Source organism: Nonomuraea sp. NPDC049129 (genome assembly GCF_040648495.1).
Taxonomy (GTDB): domain Bacteria; phylum Actinomycetota; class Actinomycetes; order Streptosporangiales; family Streptosporangiaceae; genus Nonomuraea.
The window spans coordinates 157,413-172,931 of record NZ_JBEZDU010000014.1 but is presented as its reverse complement, the minus strand read 5'-3'; the positions used below and the strand labels follow the sequence as shown (position 1 = coordinate 172,931).

Genomic DNA, 15,519 nt, shown 5'->3' with positions numbered 1-15,519 from the left:
TACGTTTCGTCGGCAGATCGGGGGCCCGAGCGTCACACAAGGAGCCAGCCCATGATCCGAAGAATGCTGACATTCTGCACGATCGCCATCGCGTTAGCCGCCGGACTCCCCGCTCCGGCCTGGGCGGTCGACGCGACCCGGACGCCGGGCTCGGCCTCCTACACCGTGAACCTCACCAGCAACGCCTCGGGCACCACCTGGACCGGCCACGAGAGCGTCAGCTTCACGAACCTGTCGGCCGACCCCCTCACCGAGGTCTACCTGCGCCTGTGGGACAACTACCACGGCAGCTGCCCATCCACCCCGATCACGGTCACGAACGTCACCGGTGGTACGGCCGGCTCGCTGACCGTCGCCTGCACGGCGCTGAAGATCACTCTCCCCGCGCCGCTGGCTCAGGGTCAGAACGGCTCGGTCGGCTTCGACCTGAGCATCGTCGTGCCCAGCGGCGCCGACCGGTTCGGCCACGACGGCGCGTACAACTTCATCGGCAACGCCCTCCCCGTCCTGGCCGTACGCGACGGCGCCGGATGGCACCTGGACCCCTACACCAACAACGGCGAGTCCTTCTACCAGCTCGCCAGCGACTACCGGGTCACCCTGGACCACCCCAGCTCGCTGCTCGTCCCCGCGACCGGCACCTCCGTGGACACCCCCGGCACCTCCGGCCGGACGATCACCACCGCGACCGCCAGCCACGTCCGCGAGTTCGCCTGGGGGGCCGGCGCGTTCACCAAGACCACCGGCACGACCACCACGGGCGTCACCGTGAACGTCTACCGCGTCAGCGGCATCAGCTCCGCCAGCGCCACCTCGATGATGAACACCGCCAAGAACTCGCTCGTCGCCCACGCCGGCCGCTTCGGCGCCTATCCCTACGGCGAGGTCGACGTCGTCCTGGACAACAACTTCTGGTTCGGCGGCATGGAGTATCCGGGGTTCGTGCTCGACCTGGTCAGCTCCACCGCGCTCGCCCATGAGCTGGCCCACCAGTGGTGGTACGGCATCGTCGGCGACGACGAGTACAATACCCCGTGGCTGGACGAGTCCTTCGCCGACTACGCCACCGACCTGTATCAGGGCATCAGCGGCACCAACTGCTGGAACAGCGTCTCCTGGCAGTCGTCGGCCGAGAAGATCAGCAACTCGATGGCCTACTGGGACGCCCACTCCAGCCGCTACGGCACGGTCGTCTACACCTACGGCAAGTGCGCCCTGCACGACCTGCGCCGCCTGATCGGCACCACGGCCATGCAGACGCTCCTGCACGACTACGCCGCTTCACACTGGTACGGCATCTCCACGGTGGCCGACTTCAAGGCCGCCGCCCAGGCCGCGACGACGGTCGACCTGTCGTCGTTCTGGACCACGCACCGCATCTAGGAGTCCTGCCGGGTCAGCGTGAAGTCGATCTCGAACGAGCGCTGCCAGGGGAAGGTGACGTCTTCGAGCGTCCAGCCGACCGTGCCGGCGCGCGGTGCACGAGGCCAGCGTCTCGGTGTGGCCGCCGATGCGTGTCGTCCTCGCCGCCATGACGGCGAACGTCGCCCAGGCGGTCGTGGACCCGCACGACTGGGACGGTGTGCTCCACAGCGTCCATGGCGCGTTACGGCCCAGCGGCGCCTGGTGTTCGAGACGCGCGATCCGGCGCGGCGCTGGTCGCGCACGGCTACGCCGTACAGGAAGTGCGCGACGCGCCGGACAGGCCGGGCGGGGAGTTCATGCTCTTCGCCCGGAGGTCGGAGGGATGAGCCGCGGCCGGACGGTCAACGCGACTCGGCTGTGGAGAATCAAGGGAAGACCAGCTTGATCAGGCTGAGGTCGCCGGCGGCGACGACGATGATCGCGATGAATGCGAGAGCGATGATCACCCGGAACATCTGATTGGACCGCCTCTTTCCCTCGAACTGGAGCTTGAGCTTGATGCGGGAGTGGAACATGGTGTCCTCCTTTCCTATGCTTCGACGGTAATCCACGCAGTCGGCAATGGCCACGAATTAGAAAAACGCAGTTTTAGAGTTACGCCACCCGATTTCCGCAATAAATGACCGGCCGCACGGCTTTTTCGCAAATTGATATGTCGGGCGCGTTTCCCCTGCCACGCACGGTCGCAATTTGCGTCAGATTGTCAGCACCCGGAGGTAGGCGGAGTCGGCGGCGATGGGGTGTCCGCCGAGTTCGACCCAGGCGTGGAAGCGATAGGGGTCGGTGGCCGCGCCCAGACACCAGTCGAGATGCCGCAACGAGGCCGCCGCGAACAGCACGGTGGCCAGCGAGGTCTCCAGGCAGGCGGCGCGTCCCGGATAGCGCCGGGCGGCACGCCGTACGGCATGCGCGGCGGCCTCGGCCGACGCGGTGCTCATGTCACGTCTCCTGGCCACCCCGCGGATCCAGCCGACCACGGCGGCCGTGACACGGAACGGGAGCACGAGCAGGAGCACGGCCAGCACGAGGCAGCACCAGGCCAGCAGCGCCACACCCCAACCTGGCCGGAGATCGTGATCGAGGGACGTCGTCGCGTCCGCGGCCTCGCGCGAAGGGGCGGACCGGGGGCGGGTGCTTCCGCGCGCCCCGGTTCCCACGAGACCACGTCGCAGCAGGTCGTGGAGGAGGTTGACGGCGTCCTCATGGATTTGCTCCGGGGCCACGCCCGGATGCCGGGCGGAGATCTCCGCCACGCTGCGCTCGAAGTCCGCTCCCTGGGCCCAGCTCGCCCAGAGCCTGCCGGCGGTCGGGTTGAGTGCGTGCCAGTGGCCCGTGGCGGTGTTGATGAGGACGACTCCGCCGTGTTCGTAGGCCCGGTAATGGACATGGCGGGGAATCCTGACCTTCAGCATGGGCCCGGCCGGGAGCCTCGCAGCCAGCATTCGGTCGCCACGAACTGGGCCATCGCGCCCAGCGGCGCAGGCGCTCCGGCGAGCAGCCAGTCGAGGCAGGCACGCACGGGCCCGGGCTCGACCACGCCGAGTGCCGCGAGCCGGGAGTCGTCGATGAGCCGGTGAAGCCGCTCCGCCGAGGCGCGGGCGCCGTGGTACTCCTCGGCGCTGTAGTCGCCCTTGGTCCGGCGCGCGAACACGCGCTCGGGCACGAGGTCGCGCAGCGCACGGGCGAGCAGAGGCTTGCCGGCGGTAGGACCCACGCGCCTGTGGGCCGGCACGGCGAGGCAGGCGCGGACCACGGCGTCGTCGAGGAAGGGCGCGTGGACCCGGGTCCCGGTCAGCACAGCCCCGAGCTCACGTAGCTGGCGTTGGGCGTCGGCCGACTGCCTCAGCTCGGCCCTGGTCGCCACGTGAGTCGGCCCCAGGTCCGGATCTACCCGCTCGGCCAGTGCGGGGTCTGCCAGGCGGATGGCGAGTTCGGCCCGCATCGCCCGGGTCAGCCAGCCCAGGACCGTGCCGTCGACCGGCCACCAGGCGACGGCATCGAGCCAGGTCAGACTCCCGGCACCCGGCCGACTCGACCTCCAGGCACCATGCGAGGTCGGGCTCCCGGCATCTGGATCCAGGAGGCGGCGTGCGAGCCGGATCAGGGCCTGGCGCGGGCTCGTACGCGAGACCCGCCAGGCACGGGTGGCGAGGCCGAGCGGCGAGGCATGCTTGAGAGCCGCGTTATGGGCGCAGTGCCTGGCCAGCTCGCGCAGCTCCCCCGGACGCGCGAGTTCCGCGAGGTAGGACGGGGCGGCGCCGAAGAGAGCGTCCCCGCCCTCCCCGGTGACATGCATGGGCGCCGCCTCCGCGAGGCGTAGCAGGGAACGCCGCCAGGCGAGATTGCCGCGAACGGGTTCGCCGTCGAGCGGGTAGGTCAGCTCGGCATAGGGAAGGGTGCTCTGATCTCCTGCCACGGCGGTCAGGTCCATGCCGTGTCCGGCCAGGCTGCTCGCGTGGGCCAGGTCGGTGGTCGGGAGGTCCGGGTGGTGGTAGACGATCCCCTTGACCTTGGTGTGCCGGGCGGCGAGGAAAGCCAGCGAGGTGGAGTCGAGCCCGCCACTGAAGTCCGCGGAGATCGGCGCCGCGGAACATCTGGTCGCCACGGCCTCGGTCAGCGCGGCGCGGAGATCGGGTGCCGGGCCGGCCGTGCCGTACCGGATCGTGCTCTGTCCCACGTGGATCAGGCGGCCGCCTGGAAGGCGGCTCACGCCCTGGTACGGCGAGCGATGCTCCCACAGCGGCAACACGCTCGGGCAGGCGATCGTGACCGCGAGGGTGACCGGATCGACGGACCTCTCGTGCAGGTCGGACAGGACCCCGGGGTGCGAGGCGAGCGCGGTCCGCCCGCCGAGCCGCGACAGGTAGAGGGGAAACTGGCCGGCGAGATCGGTGTACGCGATGAGCTCGCCCTGCCTGGCCAGCACCCATGCGTACGACCCGGGCAGGCGCGTGAGCGCACCGAGATCGTCACGCTCGAGCGCGGCCGCGATCGAGCGCCGGTCGGCGAGGCAGTGACCGACGACCAGGAGCCGATCGATCTCGGTCACCTCTGAAGCGTGCCAGGCGCCGTAGGGGCGGAGAGCCGCCTCGCCCTCGGCAAGCGTGGCGATCAGGCCGGGGACGCGTGCCGGTAACTCAGGCCCAGTAATACTGGGAGTTGGCGTCCGCTGAGCCATTGCCCGAGCTTCCCTTGGTGAGCTCTCGTACGCTGCCGAAATCGAGGACCGCGGGCGGGAGATATGGGGATTCCGGCTCGTCGGCGTCGGGCATGGTCCCATCCAATCGCGCTGGCGGTATTGAAGCCAATGATAGTACCGCCGCCGTATATGAGAAAGCCGCGAGGCTTTTGCTCAATTTGAGGTCATTATCGGGTCGACGAGGTCCCGAAAGCCACAATTCATGCTCGGCCTTCGCCGTCGATTCCCAGCAGAAGCGCGCCGTGCGCGGTCGCGCGGGGCGACTCGGTGGCGACGACCAACGGCCTCTCCGACTGGGCGGCGGCCATGGCGGTCCTGCTGATCCCTTCGTTGCACGCCTTGATGGCGAGGTCCCCCGCCCGGCCGAAAACCCCGCCGAGGACGATCACGTTTGGGTTGAGCAGGTTGCACACGTTGCCGATGCTCTGGCCGAGCAGAGTCGCGGCGTCGCGCACGATGCGCCGGCAGATCGGATTTCCGGCCTCCGCCTGATCGACGAGCTGGTTGACGCTGAAAGGCCTGGTGAAGATCTTGTCGCCCAGCATGGCCTGGGCGTCGCGCAGCATCGCGTCCGCGCCCACTAACGTCTCCAGGCAGCCGCGCCCGCCGCACAGGCAGAAGCGGCCGTCCGGCTGGACCATGGTGTGGCCGATCTCCCCCGCGCACCCCTTGGCTCCGCGGAAGAGCTTTCCGCCGATGATGATCCCCGCGCCCACCCCGGTGGACGCCTTGATGTAGATCAGTGTCTCCAGGTGCGGGTGGGTGTAGACGTGTTCGGCGTACGCGCCGAGATTGGCGTCGTTGTCCAGCCGTACGCGCAGGTTGGCCGGCACGCTCATGTCCTTGGCCCGGGCCAGCTGATTCGTCAGCGCCGCGGCGGGATTCTCGCCCTCCTGCCAGGGTGGCAGCACCGGCGGCACGAGGGTCTGCTGCTGCGGATCGACCACCCTCGGGATGCCCATGCCGATGGTGGCCAGCTCGTTGGGACCGCCGCCGACCTTGATGACCACCTTGCGGATCGCGCTCACCAGGTCGGGCAGCCAGCTTTCCCGGCCCTGCGCCGCGCCGTTCTCCAGGAACTCGGTCTCGGCCTCGTCGAAGGACTGGTGCGCCAGGCGCGCGGCGACCACCATGTGCTGGTATCCCAGCTCGACGCCGACTGCGACGCCGGTGAGCGGCATGAGCCGGATGTCCTCCCTGCTGCCACGCTTCGCCGGCGCGATGATGTTGCGGCCGCGCAGCTCGTCGATCGCAGTGCTGATCGTGTTGGCCACCCGACCGGTCGGCCTTGCCAGGTCTGCTCTCAGATACGGCCGCGCCATGAGCGCCTTGACGATCGACAGCTGCGTTTCTTCCTTGGGACCGTGCGGCGGCTTGAGGAGATCGAGCATATTGGGCACGGGAACACCGTTCGCTGTACGGACCTACGATGTGACATATACACCACCCGGGCGGCTCGTGCGCGTCGCAACAGGATCCGGCGCTGGTGCGCCGCCTCAACTCCGCCGCCGTGCCGCGTGATGTCCACGGGCTATTGGATGCAAGCTTCTCCCCGAAGGTTCTGGCACTCAAGGGGATGGCCTGGCCTGAGTCCCGGGTACGGGTGGATCATGGCGTCCATCGCCGAGGCCGGGACGCGCACCCCGGATCTCACCAGAGACCACTGTGGCCCGAAGGCGCCCCCCGTACCCTGGCTGAGATGGTCCTCATCGCGTTCGCCAACCCGAGCGAGACCACCCTCCGACTGCTGTCGCAAGCGGTCGCGCCCATGGGCCCCCGCGACCGCACCGGGACCGGTATCGACACCGCGTGGGCCGCTCGCGCCTGCGAGACCGCCATCGACGTCCTGGCCGAGGTCGACTCGTTGGCGCCCGGGCGAGCTGTCACCGCTCCCGAGCGACGACCCGAGCCCTGGGTTCGGGTGCCCCTCACGCCTCCAGGGCGCCTCACGCCTCCAGGGCGAAGAGCATCCAGGACTGGCCCGGCGCCAGCCCGGCCAGTTCCCGGCCGCACTCCTGAAGCACCTGCGGGCCCGAGGTGATGTGCGCGGTGCCGGCGTGGACGTCCCTGAACAGCCGCTGGATCAGCCCGTCGCGCAGTGCCGAGGTGCCGCCCGACGCGTAGACGAACCGGGCAACCTCGGCGATCGTCGACGTGATGTGGTTGAGCGCGAGCCGCACCATCGTCTCCTGGCGTACGTCGAGCGTCCGGCCCGCGTCCAGGGTGCGTTCGGTGTCGTCCCACGTCTCGCGCACCAGGGCCTTGGCCGCACGGAACGCCGCCTCGGCGCGGGCGAAGTCGGCGTGGAAGGCATCGCTGGCGGCGATCTGGCCGGGCCGCCCGGCCCGCGCCGCGGCGTGCCGGCTCAGCTCGTCGAGCAGCCGGCGGCCGACACCGAGCGCCCAGCCGGAGTGACAGATCATCGCCTGGTCGAGGACGCCGAGCCGGAAGATCGCGCCGCCGCGCAGCGGTTCGTTGTGCGTGAAGATATGCGTCTGCGACTCCGGTACGAAGGCGCCGTCGATGGCGTAGTCGATGCTGCCTGTGGCGCGCAGGCCCAGGACGTCCCAGTTGCCGAGCATCTTGACGTCTTCGATCGGGGTGATGAAGATCCGGGCCTCGTCGGTGCCCTCGACGGCGCCCAGGCTGTGGGCGTACTGGGCGTGCGGCATGCCCGAGGCGAAACCCCACTGGCCACTGAGACGGAAACCGCCGTCTTCGCGTACGGCGGTGCCCGGCCGGGTGCCCTGGCCCGCGATGACCGGCATCCGCGGGCCCGTGAAGATCCGCGCGACGGCCTCGTCACCCAGGTAGGCGCCGGCCGTGCCGTTCTCCAGAGTGGTGGCCATGACCACCCAGCCGGTCGAGGGGTCGGCGTACGACAGCTCCTCGAAGACGGCGAGCAGCTCCCTGGGGGACAACTCGGCGCCGCCCAGCGGCGTAGGCACCCATATACCGAAAAGTCCCGCCTCATGCAGGGCATCCACGACGGGCGTGGTGAGCCTGCCCTGCGCCTCGGCGGCGGCCGCCTCACGCTCGATCAGTGGGCGCAGGTCACGGGCTCGCTCCAGCAGGGCGGGGCCGGCGGTGTGGAGTCGCAGCGTGTCGCTCATGTCCAGGTGCTCCTGTTCGTGATCGTTGACGCTCTTACTCCGTCAGATCACGTGGGCAGCACATTGTCCAGAGCCGCGGCCGTTCTTCCTCCCCGTACGGATGTGGCGCCACTAGTAGTTCTACAGAAGGCGCCCGTAGCCGGGGACGGCATGCTTTGAGGCATGCAAAACGTGAACATCTGGAGCGAAGAGTTCGGCGCCGAGACGGATGCGCCGATCCTGTTGATCATGGGTTCGATGTCGCAGGGCATCCTGTGGCCGGACGAGTTCGTCGGCCGGCTGAGCGCCGGGGGCCGCCGGGTGATCCGGTACGACCACCGCGACACCGGCATGTCGGGCACCGTCGACTTCGCGGCGCAGCCGTACACATGGGATGACATCAAGAACGACGTCTACCGCGTGATGGACGACCACGGCCTGGCGAGCGCGCACCTGGTCTGTCACTCGGCGGGCGGCCTGCTCGGCCAGTTCGCCGCGGTGGAGCGGCCGGAGCGGGTGCGGTCGCTGACCGTCATCGGCTCCTCCCCGCTGGGCGGCGGCGAGGGCCAGGTGATCATGCGGGCTCTGATGGGGCAGCCGCAGCCCGAGGGGAGCCTGCCGGAGCCGGCGCCGGAGTTCGTGGACTTCTACCGTAGGTTGATGGCCGCGCCGCCACCGGCGGATCGGCGCGCGCGGATCGACGGCATGATCGCTGAGCAGCGGCTGCTGCACGGCACCGGGTTGCCGTTCGACGAGGACGCGGCGCGGCGGCTGCAGGAACGGATCTACGACCGGGCCCGCGACCTGTCGGCGGTGGCCAACCACCGGCTGGCCGCCATGGCCAAGCCCGACTTCGAGCCGGTGGGCGTACTCCATCAGGTGAAGGCACCCACCCTGGTCATCGAGGGCAGCCACGAGCCGGCCAAACCGGGCCACAGCGCGATCATCGCCGAGCAGATCCCAGGGGCGCGGCTGATGATCGTGGAGGGGATGGGCCACACACTGCCGCCTGAGGTGCACGAGGAGCTGGCCGCCGCCATCGTCGCACACACGGCCGAGTGACGCGTGTTCAGGCGCCGCCGCGAATCTCACCCCTCACCTGTGCGGGCTTCAAGGAATGACCGGACATTTAGCTCAGATGATGACAAAAGTTAGGTACTTTCTTTAGATGATCTCCTACCGCCCTACCGTCCCCGCCGACCTCGACCGCGTGACCGCGTGGAGCGTGACCGAGCCCGTCGGCTGGATCCCCGCCGACCGTTACCTCGCGGATCTGGCCGAGAACATGTACCGGCCGGAATGGACCTGGATCGCCGAGGTCGACCACCAGGTCGTGGGACGGGCACTGTGGTGGGGGCCGAGGGACAGCGCGCACCCGGTCGCGCTCGACTGCCTCGACGTGGACCCTGCGGCGGGTGACCGCACCGCCGTCGCCGCCGAGCTGATCAGGGCCGCGCTGACCGGATTCCCGCGGCCGGTGCAGTACGCGATCAAGGCGGCCGGTGGCTGGCGCGACGATCCGGCCACTTCGATGGCCGTGGAATGGCGGCGGGCGGCAGCACACGCGGCCGGCCTCACCCGGGAAGTGGAGCGGCTGCAGTTCGAGTGGACACCCGCCGACGGGGTGCCCCCGGCGACCGGCGTGCTGCGGTTCGCCGAGGCGTCCGATGAGGAGTTCCTGACGGTGTTCACGAGAATCGCCGAGGGCAGCCTGGACGCCCAGACCCGTGCGAGCCTGGCGGCCAAGGGCGTGGACACGACCGCGCGCGAAGAGATGGACTTCTATCTCAGGGCGCCGGGCAAGCGGGAGTGGTGGCGGATCGCCTACACGCATGAGGGCGAGGTGGCGGGAATGGCGATCCCCTCGGCGACGCCGTACAACGTGAACGTCGGATATCTGGGGGTGGTCCCGGAGCTCCGGGGGCGCGGCTACGTGGACGAAATACTCGCCGAGATCACTCGCATCCACGCGGCCAACGGAGAGCCACGCGTCACCGCCACCACCGACGTGGGCAACGCGCCGATGGCGGCCGCGTTCGGGCGCGCCGGATACCGCAACACGGAGATCCGGATCAACCTCTCCAACGACCTCCGGCCCTAGCCCGTCCGCTGCCCATGGCCGGTCGTCATGCCGCCTGGCCTGTCTCGGCGGCAGTCAGGGGAGTGGCGATCTCCTCCAGGCCCTTGCGTTCGGCCTTGACGCCCAGGAAGAGCTCCACCAGACCCGCCAGGATCATGATGATGGCCCCGATCGAGAAGGCCAGCGCCGTGTCGCCCGGCACACCCGTCTCGACCAGGTGGGCGAAGACGAGCGGGCCCGCGATGCCGCCCGCCGCCGTGCCGATGGCGAAGAAGAACGCGATGGCCATCGCCCGAGTCTCCATCGGGAAGATCTCGCTGACCGTCAGATACGCCGAACTGGCTCCCGCAGAGGCCACGAACAGCACCACCGACCAGCAGGCCGTCAGCGTCACCGCCGTGAGCATCCCCTGGTTGAAGAGCCAGGCCGTGCCGAGCAGCAACAGCCCCGATCCGATGTACGTGGCGGAGATCATCGGGATCCGGCCGACCGTGTCGAAGAGCCGCCCGAGCAGCAGCGGGCCCAGGAAGTTGCCGACCGCGATGACCGCGAAGTAGTAGCCGGTATGGGTGTCGATCTTGAAGAACGTGGACAGGATCTGCGCGTACCCGAAGGTGATCGCGTTGTACAGGAACGCCTGGCCGATGAAGAGCGACAGGCCGAGCACCGTCCGCTTGGGATAGAGCGCCACCATGGTGTGCGCGATCCGGACGAACCCGATGGACTTGCGCTGATGGATCGTCATCGACTGCGCCGGCTCCGGCAGGTCCCCGCCCACCTGGCGCTCGATGTCGTCGACGATCTCCTCGGCCTCCTGGCCACGGCCGTGGATGAACAGCCAGCGCGGGCTTTCCGGTACGTGGCGCCGTACGAGCAGAATGGCCAGACCAAGCACCACGCCCAGCCCGAAGGCGACGCGCCAGCCGATGTTGACCGGTAGGTCGTTCAGCAGCGGCACGGTCAGCAGGGCGCCGCCCGCCGCCCCGAGCCAGTAGCTGCCGTTGATGATGATGTCGATCCGCCCCCGGTGGGCGCTCGGGATCAGCTCGTCGATGGCCGAGTTGATCGCCGCGTACTCCCCGCCGATGCCGAAGCCCGTCATGAACCTGAACAGGAAGAACCACCACGCGTCGAACGACAACGCGGTCATCAGGGTCGCGACCAGGTAGACGACCAGCGTGATCAGGAACAGCTTCTTCCTGCCGAACCGGTCGGTCAGCCAGCCGAAGAACAGCGCCCCCGAGCAGGCACCCGCGACGTACAGCGCGGCGGCCAGGCCGGCGACCTGCGCCTGCGTGATGTCCAGGCCGCTTCCGGGTTTGGCGAGCTGGGCCGAGAGGTTGCCCACGATGGTCACTTCGAGCCCGTCCAGGATCCAGACGGTGCCGAGGCCGATGACGATCATCCAGTGCCAGCGTGACCAGTGCAGCCGATCGAGTCTCGCGGGCACCTTGGTGGTGATGGTGCCAGTCTCCAGGTCGCTCATGAACTCAACTCGCTACCCCGAGGCCGGCTCGCAAACGTCCCACGAAACTGCCGCGTGATCTTCACCTGCCATCATCCGGTCCCATGACCCGTCCCTTACTCGCGGGCGTGTGCCTGCTGGCCGCACTCTTGGGCTGCAGCGCCACGCCCCCCGCCGTAGCGACGCCTCCAGCCGTATCGGCGCAGCCCGCCCCGTCCGCCGAATCTTCCAGCGGGGCGGCGAGCCCGGCAGCCGGGGTGCAGTATCACGCCACCGAACTACGCCCCGGCGACTGCATCGAGCCCATGCCCGAGAGCTTCATGGTGACCGTGGTGCCTTGCACGGTGCCGCACTCGGCGGAGTACGGGGCCAGGTACGTCATCGCCGACGGCCCATGGCCGGGCCTGGCCGAGATGCGACGGCTGGCCGAGAACGGCTGCGCGCCCAGGCTGCGGTACGTGGCATCGAGGAGGGAGGAGGTCGGCTTCATCGAGATCGTCCCAGCGGAGCAGGACTGGCCGAAGAGCAGGACGGCGTACTGCCTGGCCGTCGCCGGGAACGGCGGGAAGCTCGTCGGCCACGTTCTCAAATAGGAGCCATCTACGCCGGTCGAACGAGCTCCGGCGCCTGATGCCCACGCTGCCTGTCACGCCGGTACAAGATCGCCCGAGCGGCCATCACCACGCAGCCGATGCCGAGCAGCAGGCCCCAGGTGATGTCGGTGAGGAAGTGCATGCCCCGGTACAGGCGGGAGAAGGCGACGATGAGCGGGGCGGCGATGCCGAGCACCCAGATCACCACCTGGAGCGCCCTGTTGCGGACGTGCATGCTCAGGATGAGCGCGACCGAGCAGTAGAACCCGACGGCGGCGCTGACGTGCCCCGACGGGAAGCTGGAGGTGGGCGGGGCCGGGTCGATGTGCTGTACCGGCGGCCGGTGCCGGCCGACGGGTGTGGTGGTGGCCAGGAAGATGAGCGACTGGCTCCAGACGGCCGCGATCAGGAAGATCGATTCCCGCCAGCGCTTGTACACGAGTCTGAAGACGATCGCGGCTATCGCGGTGAGTGCCACGATGTAGGGAGTGTCCGAGAGGCTGGTGCCGAAGTCGGTGAGCGTGTTCCACAGCGGGGTGCGGCCGGCGGCCAGGCTCCGGCTCACCTCCGCCTCGCCGGTGGGCCAGGCGACGATCAGCTTGCCCACGCCGAACGTCACCGCGGCCATCAGCAGCATCGGCAATAAGATCGTCAGCGCGTAATACTTCACGTGCTCAGCTTTGGTCATGGGTCACCTTCTCTGACTCGGGTTCCACTCCTTCGGCCAGCGGCGAGTTGGGCCTGCGGCCCTGCTCGCGCCGCCACGTCTCGAATCCCGCCGCGGTGGCGGCGACCACGGCCACGCCCAGGATGATCCCGGCGACCACGTCGCTCACCCAGTGCACGCCGAGCGCGATCCGGGTGTAGCCGACCGACAGCACCAAAAACCAGGCGACGGCCCAGGTCAGGCGCCGCCCCCACCGGGGCAGCATGGGCAGGAGGAGCAGGACGACCACTCCCGCGCCGAGCGTCACGTTGACCGCGTGGCCCGACGGGAAGGAGTCGCCGGGCGCGAGCGCGACGGGATCCGGCAGGTGCGGTCTGGCGCGGGCAGTAATGATCTTGAGTGCCAGGCCGAGCAGCCCGCCCACGGTGATGGTGGCGATGGCCCAGACGGCCAGCCGTCGCGCGCCCTTGTGCCACAGCCAGGCGGCGAACACGATGACCGCGATCCGCCACGGCCACGGGCCGAACAGATCCGTCCACACGATGAGCACCCTGGTCACGCCTGGATGGGTGATCGCGTACGCGTGCAGATCATCGGCGACGTGCTTGTCCAGCCCGTTGACCGGCATCTTGGCCACGACGAGCAACAGACTGAACGGGACCATGATGAGCGCCACCGCGAGGCTGGCGATCGTCAGCCGCAGCCCCAGACTGCGGTCAGGATCGACGCGAGCTTTGACCCATTGGCGGCTCACTGTCCTGATCCTCCCTCGTTCGGCATTCGCGCTCGGCTACCCAGACAGCGGCCATTGATTCCTGCCTGAAAACCGGTGCCGAGGGTAGTCCGGTGACCATGTCCCCCACCGTGGCGGTCGTCGCGCACCGCAAGAAGACTCTCGGCGCAGGCCTGGACAGGCTGCGCGTGCTCATCACCGAAGAGGACGTCGGCGAGCTCCTCTGGTACGAGGTGCCCAAGAGCAAGAAGGCGCGCAAGAAGGTCCGCGAGGCGCTCAAGAAGGGCGCCGACCTGGTGTTCGTCTGGGGCGGCGACGGCATGGTGCAACGGTGCGCCGACGTGATGGCCGGCTCCGGAGTGCCGATGGCGGTCCTCCCGGCGGGGACCGGGAACCTGTTCGCCAACAACGTCGGCATCCCCATCGACCTCGAAGAGGCGGTACGCATCGGCTTCCATGGCCGCCGGGAGAAGCTGGACCTGGGAGTGCTGAACGGCGAGCACTTCGCGGTGATGGCGGGGGCCGGGTTCGAGGCCGAGATGATCGCCGACGCCGACAGGCAGGCCAAGGAGCGGCTCGGCAGGCTCAGCTACGTCAAGGCGGCCGTCCGGCACGTCGGCGGGCCGCTGGTGCCGATGGAGATCAAGATCGATGGGACGACCTGGTTCGACGGGGAGGCGAGTTGCCTGCTGCTGGGCAACGTGAGCACGATCGCCGGCGGCATCGAGGCGTTCGACGACGCCCAGCCGGACGACGGCTGGCTGGACGTCGGGGTCTCCACCGCCCAGGGGCCGGTCCAATGGGCCCGGGTGATCGGCAGGATGGCCACGGGACGCTCCGACGACTCGCCGTTCGTCCGGATCACCCGCGCCAGGAAGGTGTCCGCCCGGTTCGGCGCTCCGCTGACGTACGAGCTCGACGGCGGCGACCGCGAGGCCACCACCCGCCTCAAGGCGAAGGCCGTCCCGGGCGCCCTCACGGTCTGCCTGCCACCGGACGGGCGCTCAGACGAGATCTGGGACGGGTAGTCGTTATGAGCCGGCGGCCGCGCTGAACCGTACCGTGCTCGGCTGCTCGCGATCCCGCAGGTCGGCGGCGGTGGCCTCGGCGCCGCGCAGCGCCCGCAGCACGTTGCGCCCGGCCACCTTCGCCAGATCGTCGTCGGACCAGCCCCGGTCGGCCAGGGCCGCGAACAGCCGAGGGTAGCCGCGCACGTCTTCCAGGCCGACGGGCAGCCCGTCGCACCCGTCGTAGTCGCCGCCGATGCCGAGATGGTCGATACCGGCCACTTCGCGGATGTGCTCGAGGTGCGCCACCACGTCGTCGAGCGTGACAGCGGGCTTGGGGTGCGACTTCTCCCAGGTGGCCAGGAACTCGTGGGTCGCCTCGTAGTCATGGGTGTTCACCCCGGCCGTGCGGGCGGCGTCGGTGCCCGCCTGCCGCCACTCCCAGTTGGCCTGCGACACGAAGGAGGGCACGAACACGGCCATGCACACCCCGCCGTTGCCCGCCAGCGTCTCCAGCACGTCATCCGGTACGTTGCGCGGCGCGGAACAGATCGCGCGCGCCGACGAATGGGAGAAGATCACCGGCGCCCGCGTCACGCCCAGGGCGTGCCGCATCGTGTCGGCCGACACGTGGGACAGGTCGACCAGCATGCCCAGCCTGTTCATCTCCCGTACGACCTCCTCTCCGAACGCGGACAGTCCATGGTTCACCGGCTCGTCGGTCGCGGAGTCGGCCCAGGGGGTGTTGTCGTTGTGGGTCAGCGTCATGTAGCGGACGCCGAGGGCGTACAGCATCCGCAGCGTCCCCAGCGAGCAGTCGATCGAATGACCGCCCTCGGCGCCCATCAGCGACGCGATCCGCCCACCGGCGAAGATCCGCTCTACCTCGTCGGCTGTGGTCGCCAGGGCCAGCTGGTCGGGGTAGCGCCGGACCATGGCTCGTACGCAGTCGATCTGCTCCAAGGTCGCGGTGACCGCTTGCCCACCGGGCAGCCCGCACGGCACGAAAACCGACCAGAACTGCCCGCCGACCATCCCGGCCGCCAGCCGGGGCAGGTCGGTATGGGTCCGATCGGAGGTGTCACCGCTGATCTCGAGCCGGTCGAAGTCGTAGCCGACGAGCTGGCGCGCCGCCCAGGGCAGATCGTTGTGCCCGTCGATCAGCGGGTGCTCGCGCAGCAGCTCGGTCACGTGACGCAACGAGTCGGTGGACGTGCTCAGAGAAGGTGCTTCCATGCCGATCAGCCAATCACAGGGC

15 protein-coding genes are annotated in these 15,519 nt (G+C 69.2%); 5 read left to right on the top strand and 10 right to left on the bottom strand.

Translation table 11 applies throughout. The features are described 5' to 3' along the window. The first annotated feature begins 51 nt into the window (after positions 1–51). Positions 52–1,383, top strand: a complete 1,332-nt coding sequence (locus tag AB0B64_RS36855; protein WP_358183330.1) for a M1 family metallopeptidase — start codon at positions 52–54, stop codon at positions 1,381–1,383. Between the two features lie 407 nt (positions 1,384–1,790). On the opposite strand, the gene AB0B64_RS36850 is transcribed toward AB0B64_RS36855, so the two are convergent. The 6 genes from AB0B64_RS36850 to AB0B64_RS36825 form a co-directional block, all read right to left on the bottom strand. Continuing rightward, on the bottom strand, positions 1,791–1,940 hold the full coding sequence (locus AB0B64_RS36850) for a hypothetical protein (protein WP_357953707.1): 150 nt from the start codon (positions 1,938–1,940) through the stop codon (positions 1,791–1,793). A gap of 180 nt (positions 1,941–2,120) precedes the next feature. Beyond that, on the bottom strand, positions 2,121–2,837 hold the full coding sequence (locus tag AB0B64_RS36845) for a lasso peptide biosynthesis B2 protein (RefSeq protein ID WP_358183327.1): 717 nt from the start codon (positions 2,835–2,837) through the stop codon (positions 2,121–2,123). After that, entirely contained in the window at positions 2,831–4,474 is a 1,644-nt protein-coding gene (locus AB0B64_RS36840) for an asparagine synthase-related protein (RefSeq protein ID WP_358183324.1), read from the bottom strand. The genes AB0B64_RS36845 and AB0B64_RS36840 overlap by 7 nt, the downstream gene beginning before the upstream one ends. Positions 4,475–4,562: 88 nt before the next feature. Continuing rightward, on the bottom strand, positions 4,563–4,697 hold the full coding sequence (locus tag AB0B64_RS36835; RefSeq protein ID WP_357953947.1) for a lasso RiPP family leader peptide-containing protein: 135 nt from the start codon (positions 4,695–4,697) through the stop codon (positions 4,563–4,565). A gap of 127 nt (positions 4,698–4,824) precedes the next feature. Beyond that, complete coding sequence (locus AB0B64_RS36830) at positions 4,825–6,015, bottom strand: ROK family protein (RefSeq protein ID WP_358183319.1); 1,191 nt, start codon at positions 6,013–6,015, stop codon at positions 4,825–4,827. Between the two features lie 555 nt (positions 6,016–6,570). Next, positions 6,571–7,737 carry an acyl-CoA dehydrogenase family protein gene (locus AB0B64_RS36825; RefSeq protein ID WP_358183316.1) on the bottom strand — a complete coding sequence of 389 codons (1,167 nt, stop codon included), beginning with the start codon at positions 7,735–7,737 and terminating at the stop codon, positions 6,571–6,573. Positions 7,738–7,899: 162 nt separating this feature from the next. Here AB0B64_RS36825 and AB0B64_RS36820 point away from each other — a divergent pair, with 162 nt between their 5' ends. Continuing rightward, entirely contained in the window at positions 7,900–8,778 is an 879-nt protein-coding gene (locus AB0B64_RS36820) for an alpha/beta fold hydrolase (RefSeq protein ID WP_357953700.1), read from the top strand. 106 nt (positions 8,779–8,884) lie between these two features. Beyond that, complete coding sequence (locus tag AB0B64_RS36815; RefSeq protein ID WP_357953698.1) at positions 8,885–9,817, top strand: GNAT family N-acetyltransferase; 933 nt, start codon at positions 8,885–8,887, stop codon at positions 9,815–9,817. 25 nt (positions 9,818–9,842) lie between these two features. Here AB0B64_RS36815 and AB0B64_RS36810 read toward each other — a convergent pair whose 3' ends face one another. Next, on the bottom strand, positions 9,843–11,282 hold the full coding sequence (locus tag AB0B64_RS36810) for an MFS transporter (RefSeq protein ID WP_357953696.1): 1,440 nt from the start codon (positions 11,280–11,282) through the stop codon (positions 9,843–9,845). Between the two features lie 83 nt (positions 11,283–11,365). Here AB0B64_RS36810 and AB0B64_RS36805 point away from each other — a divergent pair, with 83 nt between their 5' ends. Next, complete coding sequence (locus tag AB0B64_RS36805) at positions 11,366–11,854, top strand: hypothetical protein (RefSeq protein ID WP_357953694.1); 489 nt, start codon at positions 11,366–11,368, stop codon at positions 11,852–11,854. A gap of 7 nt (positions 11,855–11,861) precedes the next feature. Here the strand turns inward: AB0B64_RS36805 and AB0B64_RS36800 are convergent, their stop codons facing one another. Together AB0B64_RS36800 and AB0B64_RS36795 are read right to left on the bottom strand one after the other, a co-directional pair. Then, the gene (locus tag AB0B64_RS36800; protein ID WP_357953692.1) at positions 11,862–12,542 is read right to left on the bottom strand and encodes a phosphatase PAP2 family protein; all 681 of its coding nucleotides are present in this window, start codon (positions 12,540–12,542) and stop codon (positions 11,862–11,864) included. Beyond that, the gene (locus AB0B64_RS36795) at positions 12,529–13,275 is read right to left on the bottom strand and encodes a phosphatase PAP2 family protein (RefSeq protein ID WP_358183310.1); all 747 of its coding nucleotides are present in this window, start codon (positions 13,273–13,275) and stop codon (positions 12,529–12,531) included. The genes AB0B64_RS36800 and AB0B64_RS36795 overlap by 14 nt, the downstream gene beginning before the upstream one ends. 98 nt (positions 13,276–13,373) lie before the next feature. Between AB0B64_RS36795 and AB0B64_RS36790 the strand changes: the two genes are divergently transcribed. Further along, positions 13,374–14,282, top strand: coding sequence for a diacylglycerol kinase family protein (locus AB0B64_RS36790; protein WP_358183506.1), 909 nt, complete (start codon positions 13,374–13,376; stop codon positions 14,280–14,282). A 3-nt stretch (positions 14,283–14,285) separates the two neighbouring features. Here the strand turns inward: AB0B64_RS36790 and AB0B64_RS36785 are convergent, their stop codons facing one another. Then, entirely contained in the window at positions 14,286–15,497 is a 1,212-nt protein-coding gene (locus tag AB0B64_RS36785) for a dipeptidase (RefSeq protein WP_358183307.1), read from the bottom strand. Between the last annotated feature and the right edge of the window lie 22 nt (positions 15,498–15,519).

Coding starts and splice junctions, on each gene's coding strand:
- AB0B64_RS36855 (WP_358183330.1), top strand. CDS start 52: ATGATCCGAAGAATGCTGACATTCTGCACGATCGCCATCGCGTTAGCC.
- AB0B64_RS36850 (WP_357953707.1), bottom strand. CDS start 1,940: ATGTTCCACTCCCGCATCAAGCTCAAGCTCCAGTTCGAGGGAAAGAGG.
- AB0B64_RS36845 (WP_358183327.1), bottom strand. CDS start 2,837: ATGCTGAAGGTCAGGATTCCCCGCCATGTCCATTACCGGGCCTACGAA.
- AB0B64_RS36835 (WP_357953947.1), bottom strand. CDS start 4,697: ATGCCCGACGCCGACGAGCCGGAATCCCCATATCTCCCGCCCGCGGTC.
- AB0B64_RS36830 (WP_358183319.1), bottom strand. CDS start 6,015: ATGCTCGATCTCCTCAAGCCGCCGCACGGTCCCAAGGAAGAAACGCAG.
- AB0B64_RS36825 (WP_358183316.1), bottom strand. CDS start 7,737: ATGAGCGACACGCTGCGACTCCACACCGCCGGCCCCGCCCTGCTGGAG.
- AB0B64_RS36820 (WP_357953700.1), top strand. CDS start 7,900: ATGCAAAACGTGAACATCTGGAGCGAAGAGTTCGGCGCCGAGACGGAT.
- AB0B64_RS36815 (WP_357953698.1), top strand. CDS start 8,885: ATGATCTCCTACCGCCCTACCGTCCCCGCCGACCTCGACCGCGTGACC.
- AB0B64_RS36810 (WP_357953696.1), bottom strand. CDS start 11,282: ATGAGCGACCTGGAGACTGGCACCATCACCACCAAGGTGCCCGCGAGA.
- AB0B64_RS36805 (WP_357953694.1), top strand. CDS start 11,366: ATGACCCGTCCCTTACTCGCGGGCGTGTGCCTGCTGGCCGCACTCTTG.
- AB0B64_RS36800 (WP_357953692.1), bottom strand. CDS start 12,542: ATGACCAAAGCTGAGCACGTGAAGTATTACGCGCTGACGATCTTATTG.
- AB0B64_RS36790 (WP_358183506.1), top strand. CDS start 13,374: ATGTCCCCCACCGTGGCGGTCGTCGCGCACCGCAAGAAGACTCTCGGC.
- AB0B64_RS36785 (WP_358183307.1), bottom strand. CDS start 15,497: ATGGAAGCACCTTCTCTGAGCACGTCCACCGACTCGTTGCGTCACGTG.